Genomic DNA, 17,153 nt, shown 5'->3' on the forward strand with positions numbered 1-17,153 from the left:
TCATTTCACCGGCTCAATTGTGTACTCCCAAGTGTGGATCAGGGGATTTGCAAGTAACCTTTTGCACATCTCTTCTACTTCTTTCTCAGGCCTCTCGCTCTCTAGGGTAAACTCAAAGCACTTAGGAACCCTAAGATCCTCAACCTTGTAGCCAAGGTTCCTGAGTGCGTTGCCTATAACCCTCCCTTCTGGATCATTTAATCCCTCCTTCAGCCTGACGAGAACCCTAACCCTCCACTTCACCCATATCACCTTGGCATGAATATGTAAAAATTAGAAGTTTTTAAGGATTATTTACACATAGAAATGTCAATTCAGCACCTAAAGCTTCAAGTGCAAACAAACTCAAACATCAAAAATTAGTGAAGAAGAGATATCAGCTCTTCCACCTAGGATTGTCAACTACCTTAACTTCGCCGTCCTCTTCTATAACGATCTTGCTGAATCCTTTCTCTGCTATCGTCCCATAGTCATGTCCTGCATCGGCCGGGTAAATCGCGAGAAATATGAACGGTTCATCTCCAGTGTTAACTGTTCTATGAGCCCAGTAAGGGGGGACGTAGACTACAGTCCCAGGTTCCATTGGAATCCATCTCGCTTCTCCTTCTGGAGTTTGGAGGAGCATGCCTCCTTTACCCTTTAGTGCAACGTAAACTTCAGCCCTATCTTTTTTGGCATGAAAATGCCCCTTGGTGAAGAAGAACTCCTTACCGACTTTCCCTGGGTATAAAACAGTGGTTGCAAAGTTCAAGTCACCCTCCTTCTCCTCCTGCTCCACCGCATAAACTTCGTAAACCACAGGATCATCATCCTTGACCATTTCCTCCCAGGCTTTCTCATCCAAGAAGTATCCCTTCATGTCGCTTAATCTTCTCACGGACTTCTTGGCCCCAGGAATTATCCCAGTTTTAAAGTCTACCTTTACGCCAAGCGGCTCCTTGTACATCTTCACCACCATGGGTGTCTTCTCTCTTCGTCTTTTTCACCTTTTCCATTTCTCCCTGCATGTAACTAACAAAGCCTAGAAGGGAAAGCATGCTACCTGCTATCATTGTAATGAAGCCTATTGGAGACAGCCATGAATAGGGATATGAATACCCAAGGATTGCAAGCTTGTACGTTACCATTCCATCGGTAGTTATTGCCGGAAAGTCATGTAAACCGGTAATTGTCCTACTATTGTTCTTAAGTTCAAAGTTGTAGTACTTGCCTTCCCATGATACAGAAACGTTGGCGTTTGCTGAATAGAGGGTTAAATTGGCATCAATTATCTTTACTATCTGTTTGTCATAAAGAAAGTGCGTTCCTGGGCTTAAATCACCAGAAAGCTCTTTGCTAATAATTTTGCCTTGCAAGGCAATGAATGCTAAGCCTAATGAAAGAAATAGTAGAAGGAGACCGGCAAGTATAGTCGGATACCTTAGACCTTTAATGATCCCCATGGTCATTTCCTCATATCTTTCCAGCTAGGTGGCATTCGACCCAGTGGTTGTGGGAGTATTCTATCATTTGGGGTTCTTTCTTGTCGCACAAGCCCTTCTGGAAGTACACGCATCTTGGGTGGAACCTACAGCCTGGCGGTATGTTTACAGCACTTGGCACTTCACCCTTGATTGGGAGTTCCTTAATGACGTCCTTCCTTGAGGGGTCAGGTTCGGGGACTGCAGTGAGGAGAGCCCTAGTGTACGGGTGAATTGGATTGTCAATGACTTCCTTAGCCGGACCCATCTCAACAATCCTTCCGAGGTACATCACCGCAATCCAGTCAGCAAAGTACCTTGCAGTCGAGAGGTCGTGTGTAATGTAAAGGTACGTAACCCCCATCTTCTCCTTCAACTCCTTCATCAACTCAAGAATTTCCGCCCTAATTGAAACATCAAGCATTGACACTGGCTCATCCGCAACTATGAATGTTGGGTTAAGGATAAGGGCCCTAGCAATAGCAACCCTCTGCCTCTGACCTCCCGAGAGCATGTGGGGGAATCTATGCACGTACTCCTCTGGGGGAACTATCTTAACCATCTCAAGAGCCTTGTAAATCAACTCCTCCCTCTCAGCCCTCGTCTCACCAATACCATGAATTAGGAGGGGCTCCTCAAGAACATCATAGATCCTAAACCTAGGATTCATTGAGCTAAAGGGATCCTGGAATATCATCTGAACCTTTCTCCTATAAGCCTTTATCTCCTCCTTGGTTCTTAGTTCTGTAACATCCTGACCCTCAAGGTATATCTTTCCATCCGTGGGTTCCAACAGCTTCATTACCAGCTTTCCCGTCGTAGTCTTACCACAACCACTCTCCCCAACTAAGGCAAACACCTCCTGCTTGTGAACCTCAAAGCTTACCCCATCAACTGCCCTAACGAACTTTGGAGGTTCTCCCCTAAGCGAAGCCAGCAACCCCCTCCTAACCGGGAAGTACTTCTTAAGATTAACAACCTTTAGGACTGGCTCACTCATACGACCACCTCACAGGAGCCAACATGCGGCATAGTGATCCTTATCAACCTCAACAAGCTTTGGTTCCTCTTGTCTGCACCTATCCATGGCATAAGGACACCTTGGGTGGAACCTACAACCACTTGGAGGATTGAGCAAGTTTGGAGGACTTCCTGGGATAAATTCCAGCTTTTCAACATCCTCATGTAGCCTTGGGATTGCGGCCAAGAGCTTCTGCGTGTACGGGTGTGCTGGTTCATTGTATATCTTCTCGCTTGGCCCTATCTCCACGATCTTCCCCGCGTACATTATCGCAACCCTGTCACTAATCTCAGCCAAGATGCTGAGGTCATGAGTGATGAAGATCATTGAAAGGCCAAGCTTCTTCTTCAGCCTCTTCATCAGGTTTATTATCTGAGCCTGAACAACAACATCAAGGGCTGTAGTTGGTTCATCTGCAATTACAATGTCTGGTTCGAGTATTAGGGCGGTAGCAATGATGACTCTCTGCTTCATCCCGCCCGAGAGCTCGTGCGGATACCTGTAAACTATTTCAGGATCAAGACCAACGAGCTCCAAGTACTTCATCGCCTTCTCTAGTGCTTCCTCCCTCTCCATGCCTTTGTGATAAATTAAAGGCTCAATCATCTGATAACCAATAGTGTAAACGGGGTTGAGGGCATTCATAGCACCCTGGAATATCATTGAAATCTTCTGCCACCTAATCTCCCTCCTAAGAACATCCTCGGGTAAGCCAACTATCTCCCTGCCATCAATCTTAATACTACCACTAACGATCCTTCCTGGCGGTTGAGGCATTCCCATCAAGGTGAAGCCTATTGACGACTTCCCACAACCACTCTCCCCTGCAAGCCCAAGCACCTCACCCTTCTCAAGATCAAAAGTAACATCATCAACCGCCTTAACAGGACCCCTCGAAGTAAAATAATACATCTTAAGATTCCTAACCTCAAGTATCTTCCTCCCCATATTCACAACCTCCTGAGTCTTGGGTTCAACACCCTATCAAGTGCGGTACCCAGGAGAACGAACGTTAACGCCACTAAGGCAATTGCAAGCCCTGGAGGGATAACCCACCACCAGTAACCGTTTACTGCTGCACCTGCATTCTGTGCATCGTGTAATATCTGACCCCAAGTTACTTGGGTCGGATCTCCAAGACCTAAGAAACTAAGCGATGCTTCAGAGAGCACGGCACTTGGAACATTTAAAGCCATCTGAGCGAAGGCATAAGGCAAGAGCTGTGGAACCATGTGCTTGAAGATTATTCTACCAGTACCAGCTCCAAGGGCTATTGCCGCCTCTACGTACGTTTGCTCCTTAATCTGATATGCCATACTTCTTGCTACTCTAGCTATTCCGACCCAACCAAAGACCGTTAGCAGTAATACTATCTGCCAGAGCTGAATGTGCCCACCGAAGTACGTTCCCAGGAGTATCAGGATAGGGAGACTTGGAATTGAAGCCATGAACTCCTGGAATCTCATCATTATCTCATCGGTCCATCCTCCAAAGTAGGCAGCTGCAACGCCATAGAATATACCAACGAGAACCGTGAGGACTGCGGTTGCTATTCCTATGGTCAGGGACACTCTCGAACCCCAGACAATTCCTGCAAATAAGTCTCTTCCCTTGTCATCTGTTCCAAGATAACCGTAAGTCCTTCCAGTAAGGATGAGTTTGGTGTTTGATAAATCAACGGAGGTTCCCTTAGGCGTCTTAATCTCAAGTATTATGTGATATTCGCCCTTGAGGGCCTGTGGATTGTCAAGCATGTCTGGGGAAAGCTTTGCAAAAACGACCTTAAGTGTATCAAGGGTAGTTACAAGCTGAAATTCCTTAGTAGGATCTAGTTGAATTCCAGTTTTCTGTTTAACCCAATTTATAACTGTCTTCCTAACTGAACTATCCCTTGCAACCTGAATGTTGGTAGTTCCCTTGATTTTAAGCCCTGAAACTAGGGTTATTTCCTCTCCATCGGGCCTCAGGACTTTCAATGTGAGTGATGGTTTTAATCTTTTGTGCGTTGAATTACCTGAAATGCCCATTATAACGATATCCTGAGGAGGAACGTCGTACTTCATGTTATAGGGGATATCAACTATTATTTTAGTCCCTTCTACCCTCACGTACTTCTGTAATTCCTCCGGGGGCACTACGTACTGCGGCGCCTCACTAACACCACTGAATATGCCAACCCAAGTTGGAGGAACTGTTTTTGGGTATTCTATCCATATGCTCCTCCATTTTTCTGGGATATCCGGCTCAGTAATGTACGGGGCTCCTATTGCAACGAGAATCCAAAATATGAGGAGGAGAACTCCAAGTATTCCGGTCTTCTGCCTCTTGAACTCAAACCAAAAGTTTGATAATGAGTCTTTAAGGTCGACCCATCTAACCATCTCCCCCACCTCACATACTTGCTGAGGCACCAACTCTTACTCTTGGGTCGAGGAAACCGTATGATATATCAGCTATTATCACCCCAATTAGGTAGAGTGCCACACTTATGAACGTCAGTCCCATAACGAGGTTTATCTCATTAGTCTGGATCGCAATCCAATAGACTCTACCCATTCCAGGCCAATTGAACACACTCTCCGTGATTATTGCACCGCCTAATGAACCAAGGAGCGAGAATATCGTCATTGTAACGATTGGTGGAGCTGCTGCCCTTAAGGCGTGGCCATAAATTACCTTTCTCTCTGGAACACCCTTCGCCCTTGCAGCCATGATGAAGTCCTCTTGCATAGTTCCTATCATTATGTTCCTTGTAACCCAGGCCCATCCTCCAAATAAGACAAATACTATTGTGGTAACTGGGAGTACCAACCTCTTCGCCACGTCAAGTACGTGAGCAAGACCCGTCAAATTTGGATCAGGCATTGAGTTCGCTGGGAACCATCCAAGCTTGAAGGCAAAGATCAAGAGCATCATCATTCCGAACCACCACATTGGTATACTCGTGGTAATCAGCGCCAGAATCGACAGTGTTCTGTCAAATAGACTACCAACCTTCTGGGCAGCCTTAACTCCCAGGAGTAGTCCAATAATGATAACTATTATCTGAGCGGTTGTGAATAGAAGTATCGTTCTTGGAAGTGCGAGGGAGATTATGTTCTTTACGTTTCTCTCAGTTCCAAATATTGGGATTCTGGTATTACCGAAATCTAAGAGTATTGTCCTCTTGGCATAATACAGAACTCTCCACCAGTACGGCCTATCTAACTTAAACTGGTGCTTGTAGTAAGCTATTCTCTCTTCCCTCCATTTTTCAGGATCAGAAGGAGCTTTATTCTGTTGTAACAGGCTTTGATATTCAGAATTCACTAACTCCTGGATCCTGTTCTCTAAGTCCTTTTCGGCCATCTTGACGAATAGCGCCGAAACCACCAGGGTGACTATCGAGAGAACTATTAATGCATTTATTATCCTTATGAGCAGGTATTTACCCATCCCCATTTCTCACCCTCCTGCCCAAGCAAGTTTTGTAACGAACATTTTTGAACATCGTCTTTTTCAAGCTTGTAAAACTAGTTTAAATATCTTCTTTTCGATATTCATTTAAATGGGTACCCTAAAAAGCCATGAAATCTAAAATCTGAAGAACTCTCAGAAAGATTGCAAGGAAAATAGGCAGAAAAGGAACAAGAAAATAGGAAACTGAGATTAGAGCCTTCTCCTCAAGAGTAGTGGTACTGCCACTAGGGCCAAGATAGCTGCTGGACCACAAATGCCCCCCTCGGTTTCAGTGGTCTCAGTTGGTGATGCAGTCTGAGTAACCGTCTGGGTCACTGTCTGGGTTACGGTTTCAGTTGCAGTTGCCGTCTGGGTTGGTGTCTGGGTCTCAGTCTTTGTCTCGGTCTTGGTTTCAGTTTCAGTCTGGGTTGGTGTCTCTGGAGCTTCAGCAAGGTAGGCACTCTTCATGACAATGCTGTTACCAAGACCAACTGCTGGATCCATGACTCTGAACTTGATCTTCTTGTTGACTGGGAAGAACTCCCAGGTCTCTGCGGTGAATACTCTGAAACTCTCGTAGATACCAAGTGCTGCGCCAATCTTGCTCATGTCCCAGTACTTAGCCTCTGAGTCTAGGGTCAAGTTCTTGTAGTGGCTGGTGTAGATGAGCCATCCAACGTCATCAGCAGTCCAATCGAGGATTGGCTTAAGCTTGTCAACACTGGTGTAGTACTCAAGTCCAAGCATGTCAATTGCGCTCTGGATGTCACCCTCGCCAAGGAACTCGAGAACTTCCTTGACGGTTGCTCTGTAGGTGTTCTCCGGTGTGAACTTCCAGCCAACGAATCCTGGGCCGAACCATGCTGTGGTGTAGTACTGCAGGATCCTGCTTATTGAGAACTTAACGCTACCACTTGCAACCCAGCCCTCAGTGTAGTAGTTCCATTCGTAGTTAGCTGGATCACTAAGGTAGACTATCTTGTTTGCGGTCCTCCTGTCAACGATCTTAACTTGCACGTCAAATCCTGCCTTCTTGAGTATCTCTGCAATGTAGTAAGCCTCATCCTTTCTCTCGTCCTCCTGCCTTCCGATACCAACAATCTTGACGGGCTCTCCGTTGAAGTACCACTTGCCATCCTTCTTCTCAAGCTTGTAGCCCATCTTAGCGAGATCCTCTGCAGCCTTCTTCATGGCCTCGTCGATTAATTGTAGTGCGTACTCCTCGTCACCCTGGGCGTCAATTCCAAAGGCATCAAGAACTGGTTGTAGCTTCTCGATTGCGAGCTTGTCACCGCTCGTCCATGGGGTGTACATGGGCCCACCTGAACCTTGGAGGACGTTCTGGACGATATAGTTCCTGTTAATGAGGTACTCCATTGCAAACCTTATCTCCCTGATTGCGAACGGGTTGAAGTACTTCTTGTCACCAACGGTGATTAGGTATGGATTGTCCTTGTCGTGAACTGGATTCCAAACCATATCCCAGAATCCACCAATATTAACGTACATGTCAATGTTCTTCTTGTCCTCCTCGCTAAGTCCTGAGAACTTGAATGACGGGAATGAATATAATGATACGTCATAATCTCCCTTAGCAACACCAAGAATTATTGTATTCTCGTTCTGTATACCGTAAAGCTCGATAACGTCAAAGTACGGCTCAAAGTTGTACATTGGCTCTGCGTACTCAGGCTTAACCCACTTGTCAAACTTAACGTACCTAAGGTAGAGGTTCTCCGGTTTGTACACATCAACTATGTATGGACCGTTTGATATGAACATGTGGTTGTGCTGCTTGATAAAGTTGATTATGTCATCGTACTCCTTAATCTCATCCTGCTCATCATAAATGAACTGCTTGATTACATCTGGAATTGGCTTCTCCTTCTTGAGCTTCTCAAGCTCTGCTAAAACATCCTGGGTGTGGCTAGGAGTTAGCATATCAATCTGCTGAACTTCTTCGGTTGACTCACTGAAGGAGTACTTCTTGTTGTGAGCAACTACCTCACTGATTGCGTAGATAAGTTGCCATGGATATGGGGTGTATGGTGTGAAGTACCAGTACTGATACTTCTTGTATGGTGGGAACGTGTAGGTGTGGTAGATCGTAATTACGAAGTGGTTATCATCCTCGCTGACAACTTTCAGACCAAGTCACCATCAATACCCCAGACGCTTGCTCCCTCATCCTGGGCAAGGCTTGCTGCTCTAAGTGAGTACACATCTCTGAAACCTGCTGAACTTGGATTCCATGCACCCATGAAGAGTGAACCCGTTGCTGAGTACATTGCTATCTTAAGAACCTTCTGCTCTTCTGCAGCCACTGGCTTTAGAAGGGGCGTCACTACCATACCAAGAGCAATTAATATTGCCAATATGCCAAGCAATCTCTTCATTGCATATCACCCACCGTGTATCTCTAAAGACACAACAATGCCACCATTGAGGAAGTATGGCATAGTTTTATACATTAAATGCAGTATTTAAGGATTACGACAAATTTTGAAATCCGTTAGATTAATTAGTGGTTACAAGAAATTCTAGATCTCAAACCTTAACGTCAATGTAAAAGTTATTTATTTCCGGTTTTCCCAATTTAAAGGAAATATCGGTCGCTAATCAGGCTAAAACTTCAACAAAGAAGGTAAGAAATCCAGAAAAAGCTTAAGAACCCTAAAAATTTTGTTGTAGAGAGGTGTTCAATATGGAGATGGTCATCGCAGGTAAATTTCTTCTCAATGAAAGGATATTTGACGGTTATATAGGCATAGAGGATGGCAAAATATCAAAATTTTCTCTAGGAAAATTAAAAGGTGACAGCGAAATTAAGGCAGGGAAAGGCCAAATAATACTGCCCGGCCTAATAGATGTTCACGTTCATCTAAGGGATTTTGAAGAACATAGAAAGGAAACAATAGGAAGTGGGACAAAGGCATCGCTTCATGGGGGGATAACAACGGTATTTGATATGCCAAATACAAAACCTCCTGTAATGGACGAAAGAATCCTTAGAATGAGGGAGCTTTTATTTAAAAGAAAAAGCTATGCAGATTATGCCCTTGGCTTCTTACTAGCTGGAAACGAACCTAAGCCGGCTGATTTCTACAAGATATTTATGGGGGCATCAACTGGGGGAATATATTCCAAGAACTTTGAAGAAGATTTCAGGAAAGCCCCAGGGATTGTAAGCGTCCATGCCGAGGATCATGAATTAATTCAGAGACATCCAGAGAGGCCACCAATAGTTGAGGTGACCGCAATAAGAAAAGCTCTGTCAGCGGCTGAAAAGTTGAAGAAGCCCCTACACATATGTCACGTTTCAACAAAAGGAGGCCTTCAGGAGATACTAAGCAAAAAGTTACCCTGGGTCAGCTTTGAAGTAACCCCTCATCACTTATTTCTCACGGAGAAGGACTACGAGAGGAACAAGTTCCTGAAGGTTTACCCCCCATTAAGGAGCGAAGAGGAAAGAAGGTACCTCTGGTCAAGGATAAAAGATATCCCAATAATAGCAAGTGATCACGCCCCACATACACCTGAAGACAAGGAAGCTGGCTCTGCAGGGCTTCCAGGGCTAGAAACTGAAGTCCATTTACTCCTAAATGCAGTTAACAAAGGATTGATAACGTTATGGGACATCGTGAAAAAGATGAGCATAAACCCAGCAAGGATATTTGGGATAAAGAACAAAGGCTGGGGAGAAGGAAAAGATGCAGACATTATAATCGTTGACATGAAGAGGGAGTGGACTGTCAAAGCTGAGAACTTCTACACGAAAGCAGGATGGACCCCCTACGAGGGATGGAGGCTGAAGGGAAAAGTTATAATGACGATCCTAAGGGGAGAGATAGTGATGGAGGAGGATGAGGTAATAGGAAAACCAAGGGGGGAGAGGATTGTTAGAGCGGGTTCAGCTGAGGGAAGTGTGGGAAGTCGCGAGGAACATTAAGGCATTTAGATTTGACAAGAAGTTAGACTTCACCCCAGGACAGTTCATAATGACGTGGCTCCCAGGGAAGGGAGAGAAGCCATTCAGCTTAGCCGATAAAGATCTCATAGTCGTGAAGAAAGTCGGAAAGTTCACAACAGAACTCTTCAAGCTAGAAGAAGGAGATTACATATGGATTAGAGGCCCCTATGGGAATGGATTTTCTCCCGTTGAGGGAAGAGTTGCGCTAGTTGCCGGAGGGATTGGGATTCCTCCAATCTATGCCCTTGCCAAGCATGGTAACCTAGAAGAAAAAATCCTAATCTATGGCGCAAGAAGTAAGGATGAGCTAGCTCTCTTAGATATTGAGAATTACGTTAATGAAGTCATTGTAACGACGGACGACGGTTCTCAGGGGATTAAAGGGTTTCCCACTGACATTTTAGAAAAGAGAAAGGAAGAATTTACACAGGTGTACGCCTGCGGGCCCGAGATAATGCTGAAGAGGGTTCTGGAGATAATGAACTATAAAAGGGTTCAGATTTCAGCGGAGAGGTACATGAAGTGCGGGATTGGGGTGTGTGGGAGTTGCGCCCTTGGCCCCTACCTAGTCTGTAGGGATGGGCCGGTATTCACGGGAAAGCAACTTAAGAATACGGAATTTGGCCAGTACTCGAGGCTACCTGACGGCAGGAAGGTGAAAATATGAAGAAGTACTCATGGGAAGAGTTCGCGAGGCTCATGGGAGTTGAGCCCCAGGTTCTAGAGAACAAGGAAGCGAGACTATTAAAGAAGTTCGTTGACGAGGTAACATGGCCAACACACTGTAACTACTGTCAAGGGTTAGATTTAAGCAACCCAAATCCAGTCCATCATCCAAGTTACGAATTAACTCCAGCGTGCAACCACGACTGCATATTCTGCTATTCTAACGTTGCCGTAAAGCTAGGAAAGGCACCAAAACCGGGCTACTACGGCTGGGACAATCCCAAGGCCATAACCGTCTCCCAGTATGGAGAACCCCTCTTAAGCCCAAGGATAGTCGAAGTCAACAAGATGCTCAGGAAAAGGTTTCCAGACGCCAGACTGGACCTCCAAACAAACGGTTCCCTTCTCACAAGGGAACTTTGGGAGAAGCTTGATTTTGATGTTGTCATGATAAGCCTTGATGCAGCGACGAGGGAAAAACACAAGATGATAACAAATGCGGACACATTTGATGCCGTTGTTAACGCATTAAAGATAGTTGGTGAGGATAAGAGTGTTGTTTCGGCCGTACGAACGATATTCATGCCTGGGATAAACGACGAAGACATCCCAAAGATCGCGGAGCTGGCGGCATCTCTGGGGATTGACGAGATGTTCCTGCAACCGCTAACAATTCACGAGCTGAACGTTGAGAGACTTAGAAAAGCTGGGCTAGACTTCGAGAGAGCTGAGAGTATTAGGGAATTCCTAAAGGCAGCAATGGAGGCCAAAAAGTACATAGATGTAAGGATAGGTGGTTGCTTATTGGTTCAGCTGAAGCAGATGGATCCACTAACACTCTTCAGCGTTAGAAGGGTCGCTAGGGAAGTTGTCCCTTTAGTAAAGAGGAGCAAACTTGAGCTATAGGGTGATAAAATGCTCAAATGCTCAATCTGCATAAACGACGAGAGGGTAACGAGGATATTCATAATAGATGGAAAACCTATATGCAAAGAATGCAAGGCTTACCTTGAGCATCCGCCAAACAAAGAAAAGATAAGAAGAGAGCTGGAGGAGATAATGAAGAACGTTGACAGAGCAATCGTGGCATATTCTGGGGGCAAAGATTCAACGGTAGCATTGTACCTAGCAAAGGAGCACTACAAAATCTCAGAGCTCAAGGCCGTAATGGTTGATCACGGCTTCATAGCCAAGGAAGCCATCGAAAATGCCAGAAGAGTTGCAGAGTACCTGGGAGTGCCTTTTGAGGTTATAAAGAGGGACTATTCGGATATATTCAGGGATGCCCTGCTTAAGGCAAAGTCGCCTTGCAGAAAGTGCTCCAAAAGAACGATGGAAACCCTTCGAAAGTACGCCCTAAAGAATGGATACAAGTACATAATAACGGGGCACGAGATACCCTTCGGCCATCACCCCTACATGCTCATGAGCGGGGGAGTTATTCAGGTAAGGCTACTCTCTCTAATGACGGAGGAAGAAAGGCTCAAGATTCTCAAAAACCTGCCATTTAAGCTTCCAGAGCTTCCAGGGTACACGAGCAACTGTTTGATCCTGGGGCCAGCATTGGAGAAGTTCTGGGAGAAGCATGGTTATTCCTTCGAGCACAGGAGAATAGCTGCGCTAGTGAGATATGGCCTTTTGGATGAGGAGAAGGCCCTAAAGAAAGTGCAAAGGCCAGAGGTTCCAAAAGAACAAAAGGAATACGTGTACAAGAGACTAGGCCTCGAGCATCTCCTTTAGCTTTTCGAGGGCGACATCTATTACATCCTCAGGCTCTGCCTCTATTTTGCCCCTCGCTAAGTTGTCCGTTCCGCCACCTTTTCCACCAAGTTCCTCCATGACCTTCTTAAGCAATTCCTTCATTGAAACTGGAACCTCCTCGTTTCTCGCAAAGATTACATAGTCATCACTTGCCAAGATAACTATCGTCCCAGGATTATTCTTAACGAAGTCCACCGCGAACGCCTGAGCATCCTTCATGTCCCAGCTCTCAACAAATGTTACAACGTTATAGTGACCAACTTCCCAGCTCCTGCTAAGCAACGCCTGTTCCTTCCACTTCCAGAGCTCCCTCCTCTGAGCATTAAACTCATCTTCAAGCTTATCAATTGACTTAAGAACTTCTTTAACTCTCTCGGAAAGGGACGGGTTCTTATTTGGCATTAGGTCAAGGGCCTCCCAGTAATCTTTGAGGATCTCATTGAGCTTCTTTATTGCCCTCTCGCCCGCAACGAACTCAATCCTCCAGACACCTTTTGACTTCTTGTAGAAGCGGATAACCTTAAGGAAGCCAACTTCCCTAGTAGACTTAACGTGGGTTCCACCGCATGGGGTTACATCAATATCTCCTATCTTTACTATCCTTATCTTATCCTTGATCTTTGTCACGTGCTTCCTCAAAATTTTGGCGATGTCCTCAGGGAGATACTTGTATTCTTTAATAGTAACGAGCAGATCCTCCTGAATTATCTTGTTAGTTTCAAGTTCGGCTCTTTCTATCATGTCCCAGGTGACCTCTCCATTCACCTCTATCTTCGCATAGTCCTCGAAAATGTGGAAGCCTGAAGTGTCAAGGCCATACAGCTTCTTTAGGACTGCAGAAAGTATGTGCTGGCCAGTATGGATCTTCATATTCTCGTATCTCCAGTGCCAGTCGAGGTCAAGCTTAACTCTATCCCCTTTTTTAGGTGTTGAACCCTTCAAAGTTCCAAGGTGCCATATCCCGTCCGGCTTCTCGACGGTGTTTTCTACCAAAACTTCAAACTCCTTACCCTTTATCTTTCCCCTATCCCCAGGTTGGCCACCGCCTTCTGGATAAAATATTGTCTTGTCAAGCCTTATTGCAACTCTATCCCCCTCAACCCTTACGTCTTCAACTATCGCCTCAGCCTCCCTCAGATAGGGATCCTCATAATACAGCCTTTCCGTCATAATATACCACCCTCTTCAAGTTGCTCCTTTGAATATTCACTAACCATTAACCTAAGAAGGGTAGCCAGTTCCTTATTGTATTTGTCCTGCATATCAGCGAACTTCCCCAATGCTAAAGCTATACCCTTGAGCCTTTTTATGTCATTTATAAACTGCTCCTGTTCCTTGGAAATTTCGCTTAGCACGTTGCTTATCTCAACTATAACCTCAATATCCCTCCCCAAGATTTCAGTCCCCTCTTTTATTCTGTCCATGACCTCCAAGGCATCCCTCAATGCATCAAGCTGGGACATGACCCTCGAGTTAAAGTCCTTTATCTCTTTAGCTAAATTCATTGTCTGAACTGCCATCCTCCTAATTTCGTCGGCAACTACAGCAAAACCCCTTCCAGCCTCTCCAGCCCTCGCCGCCTCTATTGATGCATTTAAAGCAACAAGGTTAGTCTGCTTAGCAACGCTCGCAATGGAGTCGCTAATCTTAGAAACGTACTCAAGGTTCTGAACTAGGGTATTAAACTCTTTAGCAAACACTTCAAACCTTTGGAAGAATGGTAAGAATTCTTTCCTGAACTTATCCAGCTCAACCATCACTTGGGACAGCCTTTCAATGTTCTCAAGTATCATTGTATTGTTCTCCATGAACTTTCCGCTTATCTCCTCAGCGAGCTCTTCAACTATCTTGCTCGCTTCCTTGCTTGAAGTCTTTATCCTTAATGATTGAGCTAGAGCATTTGACGCCTTCTCTATGTTCTTAATGTTCATTAGTATCACCTCATAAGATCAACACCAACCTTTAAGTTCTCTAACCAGTCAAAGAACTTCTTAACATGTCTCCTTGGGATTATGGCACCATGCTGGGGGAGAATTGCCTCTATATCGAGATACCTAACCTTATTTATCCAAATTTTCAGAGCCTTATTACTTGCCATGAGTCTTTCATGAAGGGGCTTCATGTATTGGACGTGCTTTTCAAAGTTTTCAACAACAAGGTAACCTTCCTTAGGAAATGCTATCCCGATGTCACCCGTGAATAGGAACTTACTTCTGTGGTCATAAATCGTGAAGTGTCCAGGGCTATGGAGGAAGTGAGCTGGGATGAATTCTAATGTTGTAGCTCCAAAATCCAGAGCCTCTCCCTCATCTTGTAACTCATGAGCATACCCCCCTATACTTTCAAATCCGAAATGAGGTAAAAACCTCACCCACAACCAGTGAACTATGACCTTTGCATCGCTTATTTCTCTCCATAGGGGGATACTCCCAGCAACGTCTGGATCCTGGTGGCACATGTAGATGTAATCAATGTTCCTTGGGTCTATGTACTTTGATATGTTAGCCAAAACTTTTGAAAAAATCTTGTACCCTCCAGGGTCTATTAAAATTCCCCTTCCCCTACTGACTATGAGGTAACTATTCACGTCAACGTCCTGGCCTCCTTCTTGGGTTCCCAAATAGATAACCATGTGCTCATCGTCCTTGTAAAGGACATGATCCTTTCTGGGATCCAAGTCCGGTGTGATAAAATACTCTCCCACCTTTTCCCACCAAAAGAGGGATAGAAAAGGGAATATTTAAGTGGTTTGCCTACACAACAACCTACATAAACGCTATCTCTGGGATCTGGCCTCAATTAATGCCTTAACCCTCTTGAGCCTGAAGAAGTTCTCCCTTTCCATCTCGTCCAAGTGCTGCTCAATGAACTTTATCGTGTTCTTCATCCTCGGAATAATAATGTATTCGAGGGCATTAACTCTTCTCTTAGTCTTCTCTATTTCTTTTCCTAGTCTCTTAAGGGCCTCTTCAACCTCGGCTAACCTTACGGCGAGCTCGAGAACTTCCTCAAACTTTTCCGCTGCAACATCTACCGTGGAGGTCGTCGCTATAAACGAATAACCCCTTTCTCCAGTCTTCCTCTTCATTTCGGGTACCTCAATAAGGGGAACCCTAACACCCATTATGTTCCTCGTTCTCACTTTGATCTCCTTGTTTGAATTGACTCCTATAGCAATCTCCTTGAGCCTTAATGAACCAACGTCAATCTGAGCCTTCCTTAGAGCCTCAAAAGCTTCTTCCATCTTCTGGATAAGCTCCTTTCTGAGATTCAGGGCCTCGTCATATATCGTAAAGAACTCCATTATGAGTGCATCCTGCTTCTCCTTGAGTAACTTATGGCCCCTCTCAGCTAGCTTAACCCTTCTCTTGAGCTTGAGTAACTCCATTCTTGTTGGTTTGACCTTAAGGATCTCTGGCATTCCCTGTCACCCTAAAAAGTAGTTAGGAGGAGCGCTTCCTGTACTTTGGATGATACTTCATGATCATTTCCTTCTTTACCCTCTTCAGCTCACTCTCCGGCAATATTGAGAGGAGCTCCCAACCGAGATCCAGAGTCTCCTCAATGCTCCTGTCCTCATCATAGCCCTGTGCAACGAACTCCCTCTCGAACCTATCAGCAAACTCTAGGTACTTCTTGTCAGTCTCGCTCAGAGCCTCCTCACCAACCACCGCAACTAAATCTCTCAAGCTCCTGCCCTCAGCATAAGCAGCGTATAGTTGCTGAGCAAGCTGTGGGTGATCCTCCCTCGTCCTGCCCTTCCCTATACCGTCCTTCATCAGTCTTGAGAGCGAAGGTAGGACGTCAATTGGTGGGTAGATACCCTTCCTGTGAAGCTCTCTGCTCAGGACTATCTGGCCCTCGGTGATGTAACCTGTCAAGTCCGGAATTGGATGGGTTATGTCATCGTCCGGCATCGTAAGGATCGGCATCTGAGTTATCGATCCCTTCCTTCCTCTTACACGGCCGGCACGCTCGTAGATAGTAGCTAGGTCTGTGTACATGTAACCTGGGTAGCCTCTTCTTCCTGGAACTTCTTCTCTTGCCGCAGAGATCTCTCTCAAGGCCTCACAGTAGTTCGTCATGTCTGTGAGAATTACGAGAACCTGCATGTCATAGTCAAAAGCTAGGTACTCCGCAACGGTCAGAGCCATTCTTGGAGTTATTATTCTCTCAATCGCTGGATCATCAGCCAAGTTTAAGAACAACACAGCCCTCTCAATTGCCCCAGTCTCCTCAAAGCTCTTCTTGAAAAAGTTTGCCTCCTCGTAAGTGATACCCATTGCCGCGAAGACTACAGCAAAGCTCTCTTCCTCTCCGAGAACTTTTGCCTGTCTAGCTATTTGAGCAGCTAACTTATTGTGGGGCAGACCCGAGCCACTAAATATTGGAAGCTTCTGTCCCCTAACGAGGGTGTTCATTCCATCGATTGCCGAGATTCCAGTCTGGATGAAGTCCCTGGGATAAGCCCTTGCCACAGGATTAAGGGGAGCCCCGTGAACGTCCCTCCTGTCCTCCGGGATTATTTCAGGTCCGCCATCGATGGGCTTACCAATACCATTAAATATCCTTCCAAGCATGTCCATTGAAACTGGAACCTTTAACGTCTCTCCAGTAAAGCGAACGCTTGTAGTTTTAATATCGAGATCTCTCGTTCCCTCAAAGACCTGAACTATAGCCAGGTTTTCCCTAGCATCCAAAACTTGGCCTTTCCTCTTCTCACCGGTCTCAGTCTCTATCTCAACTACCTCACCGTAGGCTACTCCCTTTACACCTTCAACTATCATTAAGGGCCCATAGATCTTGCTTATCGTTGAGTACTCCTTGCTCATGATCA

General features: G+C 45.4%; 16 protein-coding genes and 1 pseudogene. 4 read left to right on the forward strand and 13 right to left on the reverse strand.

Annotation, left to right across the window (positions count from 1 at the left end):
• The 8 genes and pseudogenes from purS to P8X24_RS06565 form a co-directional block, all read right to left on the reverse strand.
• Complete coding sequence (purS, locus tag P8X24_RS06530; RefSeq protein ID WP_372823491.1) at window positions 1-243, reverse strand: phosphoribosylformylglycinamidine synthase subunit PurS; 243 nt, start codon at window positions 241-243, stop codon at window positions 1-3.
• A gap of 133 nt (window positions 244-376) precedes the next feature.
• Entirely contained in the window at window positions 377-946 is a 570-nt protein-coding gene (pgiA, locus tag P8X24_RS06535; RefSeq protein WP_372914693.1) for a glucose-6-phosphate isomerase, read from the reverse strand.
• A complete protein-coding gene (locus tag P8X24_RS06540; RefSeq protein WP_372914695.1) occupies window positions 909-1,442 on the reverse strand; it encodes a hypothetical protein in 534 nt (177 codons plus the stop codon). Before P8X24_RS06540 ends, pgiA begins: the two co-directional genes overlap by 38 nt.
• Window positions 1,443-1,452: 10 nt before the next feature.
• Window positions 1,453-2,460 carry an ABC transporter ATP-binding protein gene (locus P8X24_RS06545; protein ID WP_372914697.1) on the reverse strand — a complete coding sequence of 336 codons (1,008 nt, stop codon included), beginning with the start codon at window positions 2,458-2,460 and terminating at the stop codon, window positions 1,453-1,455.
• A gap of 9 nt (window positions 2,461-2,469) precedes the next feature.
• Window positions 2,470-3,429: an ABC transporter ATP-binding protein gene (locus P8X24_RS06550; protein WP_372914699.1), complete on the reverse strand. Its 960-nt coding sequence runs from the start codon at window positions 3,427-3,429 to the stop codon at window positions 2,470-2,472.
• Between the two features lie 2 nt (window positions 3,430-3,431).
• The gene (locus P8X24_RS06555) at window positions 3,432-4,862 is read right to left on the reverse strand and encodes an ABC transporter permease (protein ID WP_372914701.1); all 1,431 of its coding nucleotides are present in this window, start codon (window positions 4,860-4,862) and stop codon (window positions 3,432-3,434) included.
• 10 nt (window positions 4,863-4,872) lie between these two features.
• Entirely contained in the window at window positions 4,873-5,922 is a 1,050-nt protein-coding gene (locus P8X24_RS06560; RefSeq protein ID WP_372914703.1) for an ABC transporter permease, read from the reverse strand.
• 207 nt (window positions 5,923-6,129) lie between these two features.
• A pseudogene (locus tag P8X24_RS06565) lies at window positions 6,130-8,315 on the reverse strand (ABC transporter substrate-binding protein).
• A 308-nt stretch (window positions 8,316-8,623) separates the two neighbouring features.
• Between P8X24_RS06565 and P8X24_RS06570 the strand changes: the two are divergent.
• Genes P8X24_RS06570 through P8X24_RS06585 form a run of 4 tightly spaced genes read left to right on the forward strand, consistent with a single transcriptional unit; the run spans window position 8,624 to window position 12,295 of the window.
• Complete coding sequence (locus tag P8X24_RS06570; RefSeq protein ID WP_372914704.1) at window positions 8,624-9,868, forward strand: dihydroorotase; 1,245 nt, start codon at window positions 8,624-8,626, stop codon at window positions 9,866-9,868.
• Complete coding sequence (locus P8X24_RS06575) at window positions 9,816-10,556, forward strand: dihydroorotate dehydrogenase electron transfer subunit (RefSeq protein ID WP_372914706.1); 741 nt, start codon at window positions 9,816-9,818, stop codon at window positions 10,554-10,556. The genes P8X24_RS06570 and P8X24_RS06575 overlap by 53 nt, the downstream gene beginning before the upstream one ends.
• A complete protein-coding gene (locus P8X24_RS06580; RefSeq protein WP_372914707.1) occupies window positions 10,553-11,461 on the forward strand; it encodes a radical SAM protein in 909 nt (302 codons plus the stop codon). Before P8X24_RS06575 ends, P8X24_RS06580 begins: the two co-directional genes overlap by 4 nt.
• Before the next feature lie 9 nt (window positions 11,462-11,470).
• Window positions 11,471-12,295: a 7-cyano-7-deazaguanine synthase gene (locus tag P8X24_RS06585; protein ID WP_372914709.1), complete on the forward strand. Its 825-nt coding sequence runs from the start codon at window positions 11,471-11,473 to the stop codon at window positions 12,293-12,295.
• Here the strand turns inward: P8X24_RS06585 and P8X24_RS06590 are convergent.
• The 5 genes from P8X24_RS06590 to P8X24_RS06610 all read right to left on the reverse strand — a co-directional run bounded on the left by P8X24_RS06590 (window position 12,272) and on the right by P8X24_RS06610 (window position 17,148).
• A complete protein-coding gene (locus P8X24_RS06590) occupies window positions 12,272-13,486 on the reverse strand; it encodes an alanyl-tRNA editing protein (protein WP_372914711.1) in 1,215 nt (404 codons plus the stop codon). The two genes, P8X24_RS06585 and P8X24_RS06590, sit on opposite strands and share 24 nt — an antisense overlap.
• Window positions 13,483-14,247 (reverse strand): methyl-accepting chemotaxis protein, encoded by a 765-nt coding sequence (locus P8X24_RS06595; protein ID WP_372914713.1) that lies wholly within the window; start codon window positions 14,245-14,247, stop codon window positions 13,483-13,485. Before P8X24_RS06595 ends, P8X24_RS06590 begins: the two co-directional genes overlap by 4 nt.
• A 5-nt stretch (window positions 14,248-14,252) precedes the next feature.
• On the reverse strand, window positions 14,253-15,020 hold the full coding sequence (locus P8X24_RS06600) for an MBL fold metallo-hydrolase (protein ID WP_372914715.1): 768 nt from the start codon (window positions 15,018-15,020) through the stop codon (window positions 14,253-14,255).
• A gap of 72 nt (window positions 15,021-15,092) precedes the next feature.
• Window positions 15,093-15,737, reverse strand: coding sequence for a V-type ATP synthase subunit D (locus P8X24_RS06605; protein ID WP_372914717.1), 645 nt, complete (start codon window positions 15,735-15,737; stop codon window positions 15,093-15,095).
• Window positions 15,738-15,759: 22 nt separating this feature from the next.
• Window positions 15,760-17,148 (reverse strand): ATP synthase subunit B, encoded by a 1,389-nt coding sequence (locus P8X24_RS06610; protein ID WP_068324647.1) that lies wholly within the window; start codon window positions 17,146-17,148, stop codon window positions 15,760-15,762.
• Window positions 17,149-17,153 lie beyond the last annotated feature (5 nt).

It is taken from the genome of Pyrococcus kukulkanii (genome assembly GCF_041647995.1).
Taxonomy (GTDB): Archaea; Methanobacteriota_B; Thermococci; order Thermococcales; family Thermococcaceae; genus Pyrococcus.

Coding starts and splice junctions, on each gene's coding strand:
- P8X24_RS06605 (WP_372914717.1), bottom strand. CDS start 15,737: ATGCCAGAGATCCTTAAGGTCAAACCAACAAGAATGGAGTTACTCAAG.
- P8X24_RS06590 (WP_372914711.1), bottom strand. CDS start 13,486: ATGACGGAAAGGCTGTATTATGAGGATCCCTATCTGAGGGAGGCTGAG.
- P8X24_RS06610 (WP_068324647.1), bottom strand. CDS start 17,148: ATGAGCAAGGAGTACTCAACGATAAGCAAGATCTATGGGCCCTTAATG.
- pgiA (WP_372914693.1), bottom strand. CDS start 946: ATGTACAAGGAGCCGCTTGGCGTAAAGGTAGACTTTAAAACTGGGATA.
- P8X24_RS06540 (WP_372914695.1), bottom strand. CDS start 1,442: ATGGGGATCATTAAAGGTCTAAGGTATCCGACTATACTTGCCGGTCTC.
- P8X24_RS06585 (WP_372914709.1), top strand. CDS start 11,471: ATGCTCAAATGCTCAATCTGCATAAACGACGAGAGGGTAACGAGGATA.
- P8X24_RS06595 (WP_372914713.1), bottom strand. CDS start 14,247: ATGAACATTAAGAACATAGAGAAGGCGTCAAATGCTCTAGCTCAATCA.
- P8X24_RS06545 (WP_372914697.1), bottom strand. CDS start 2,460: ATGAGTGAGCCAGTCCTAAAGGTTGTTAATCTTAAGAAGTACTTCCCG.
- P8X24_RS06580 (WP_372914707.1), top strand. CDS start 10,553: ATGAAGAAGTACTCATGGGAAGAGTTCGCGAGGCTCATGGGAGTTGAG.
- P8X24_RS06555 (WP_372914701.1), bottom strand. CDS start 4,862: ATGGTTAGATGGGTCGACCTTAAAGACTCATTATCAAACTTTTGGTTT.
- P8X24_RS06560 (WP_372914703.1), bottom strand. CDS start 5,922: ATGGGGATGGGTAAATACCTGCTCATAAGGATAATAAATGCATTAATA.
- P8X24_RS06570 (WP_372914704.1), top strand. CDS start 8,624: ATGGAGATGGTCATCGCAGGTAAATTTCTTCTCAATGAAAGGATATTT.
- P8X24_RS06550 (WP_372914699.1), bottom strand. CDS start 3,429: ATGGGGAGGAAGATACTTGAGGTTAGGAATCTTAAGATGTATTATTTT.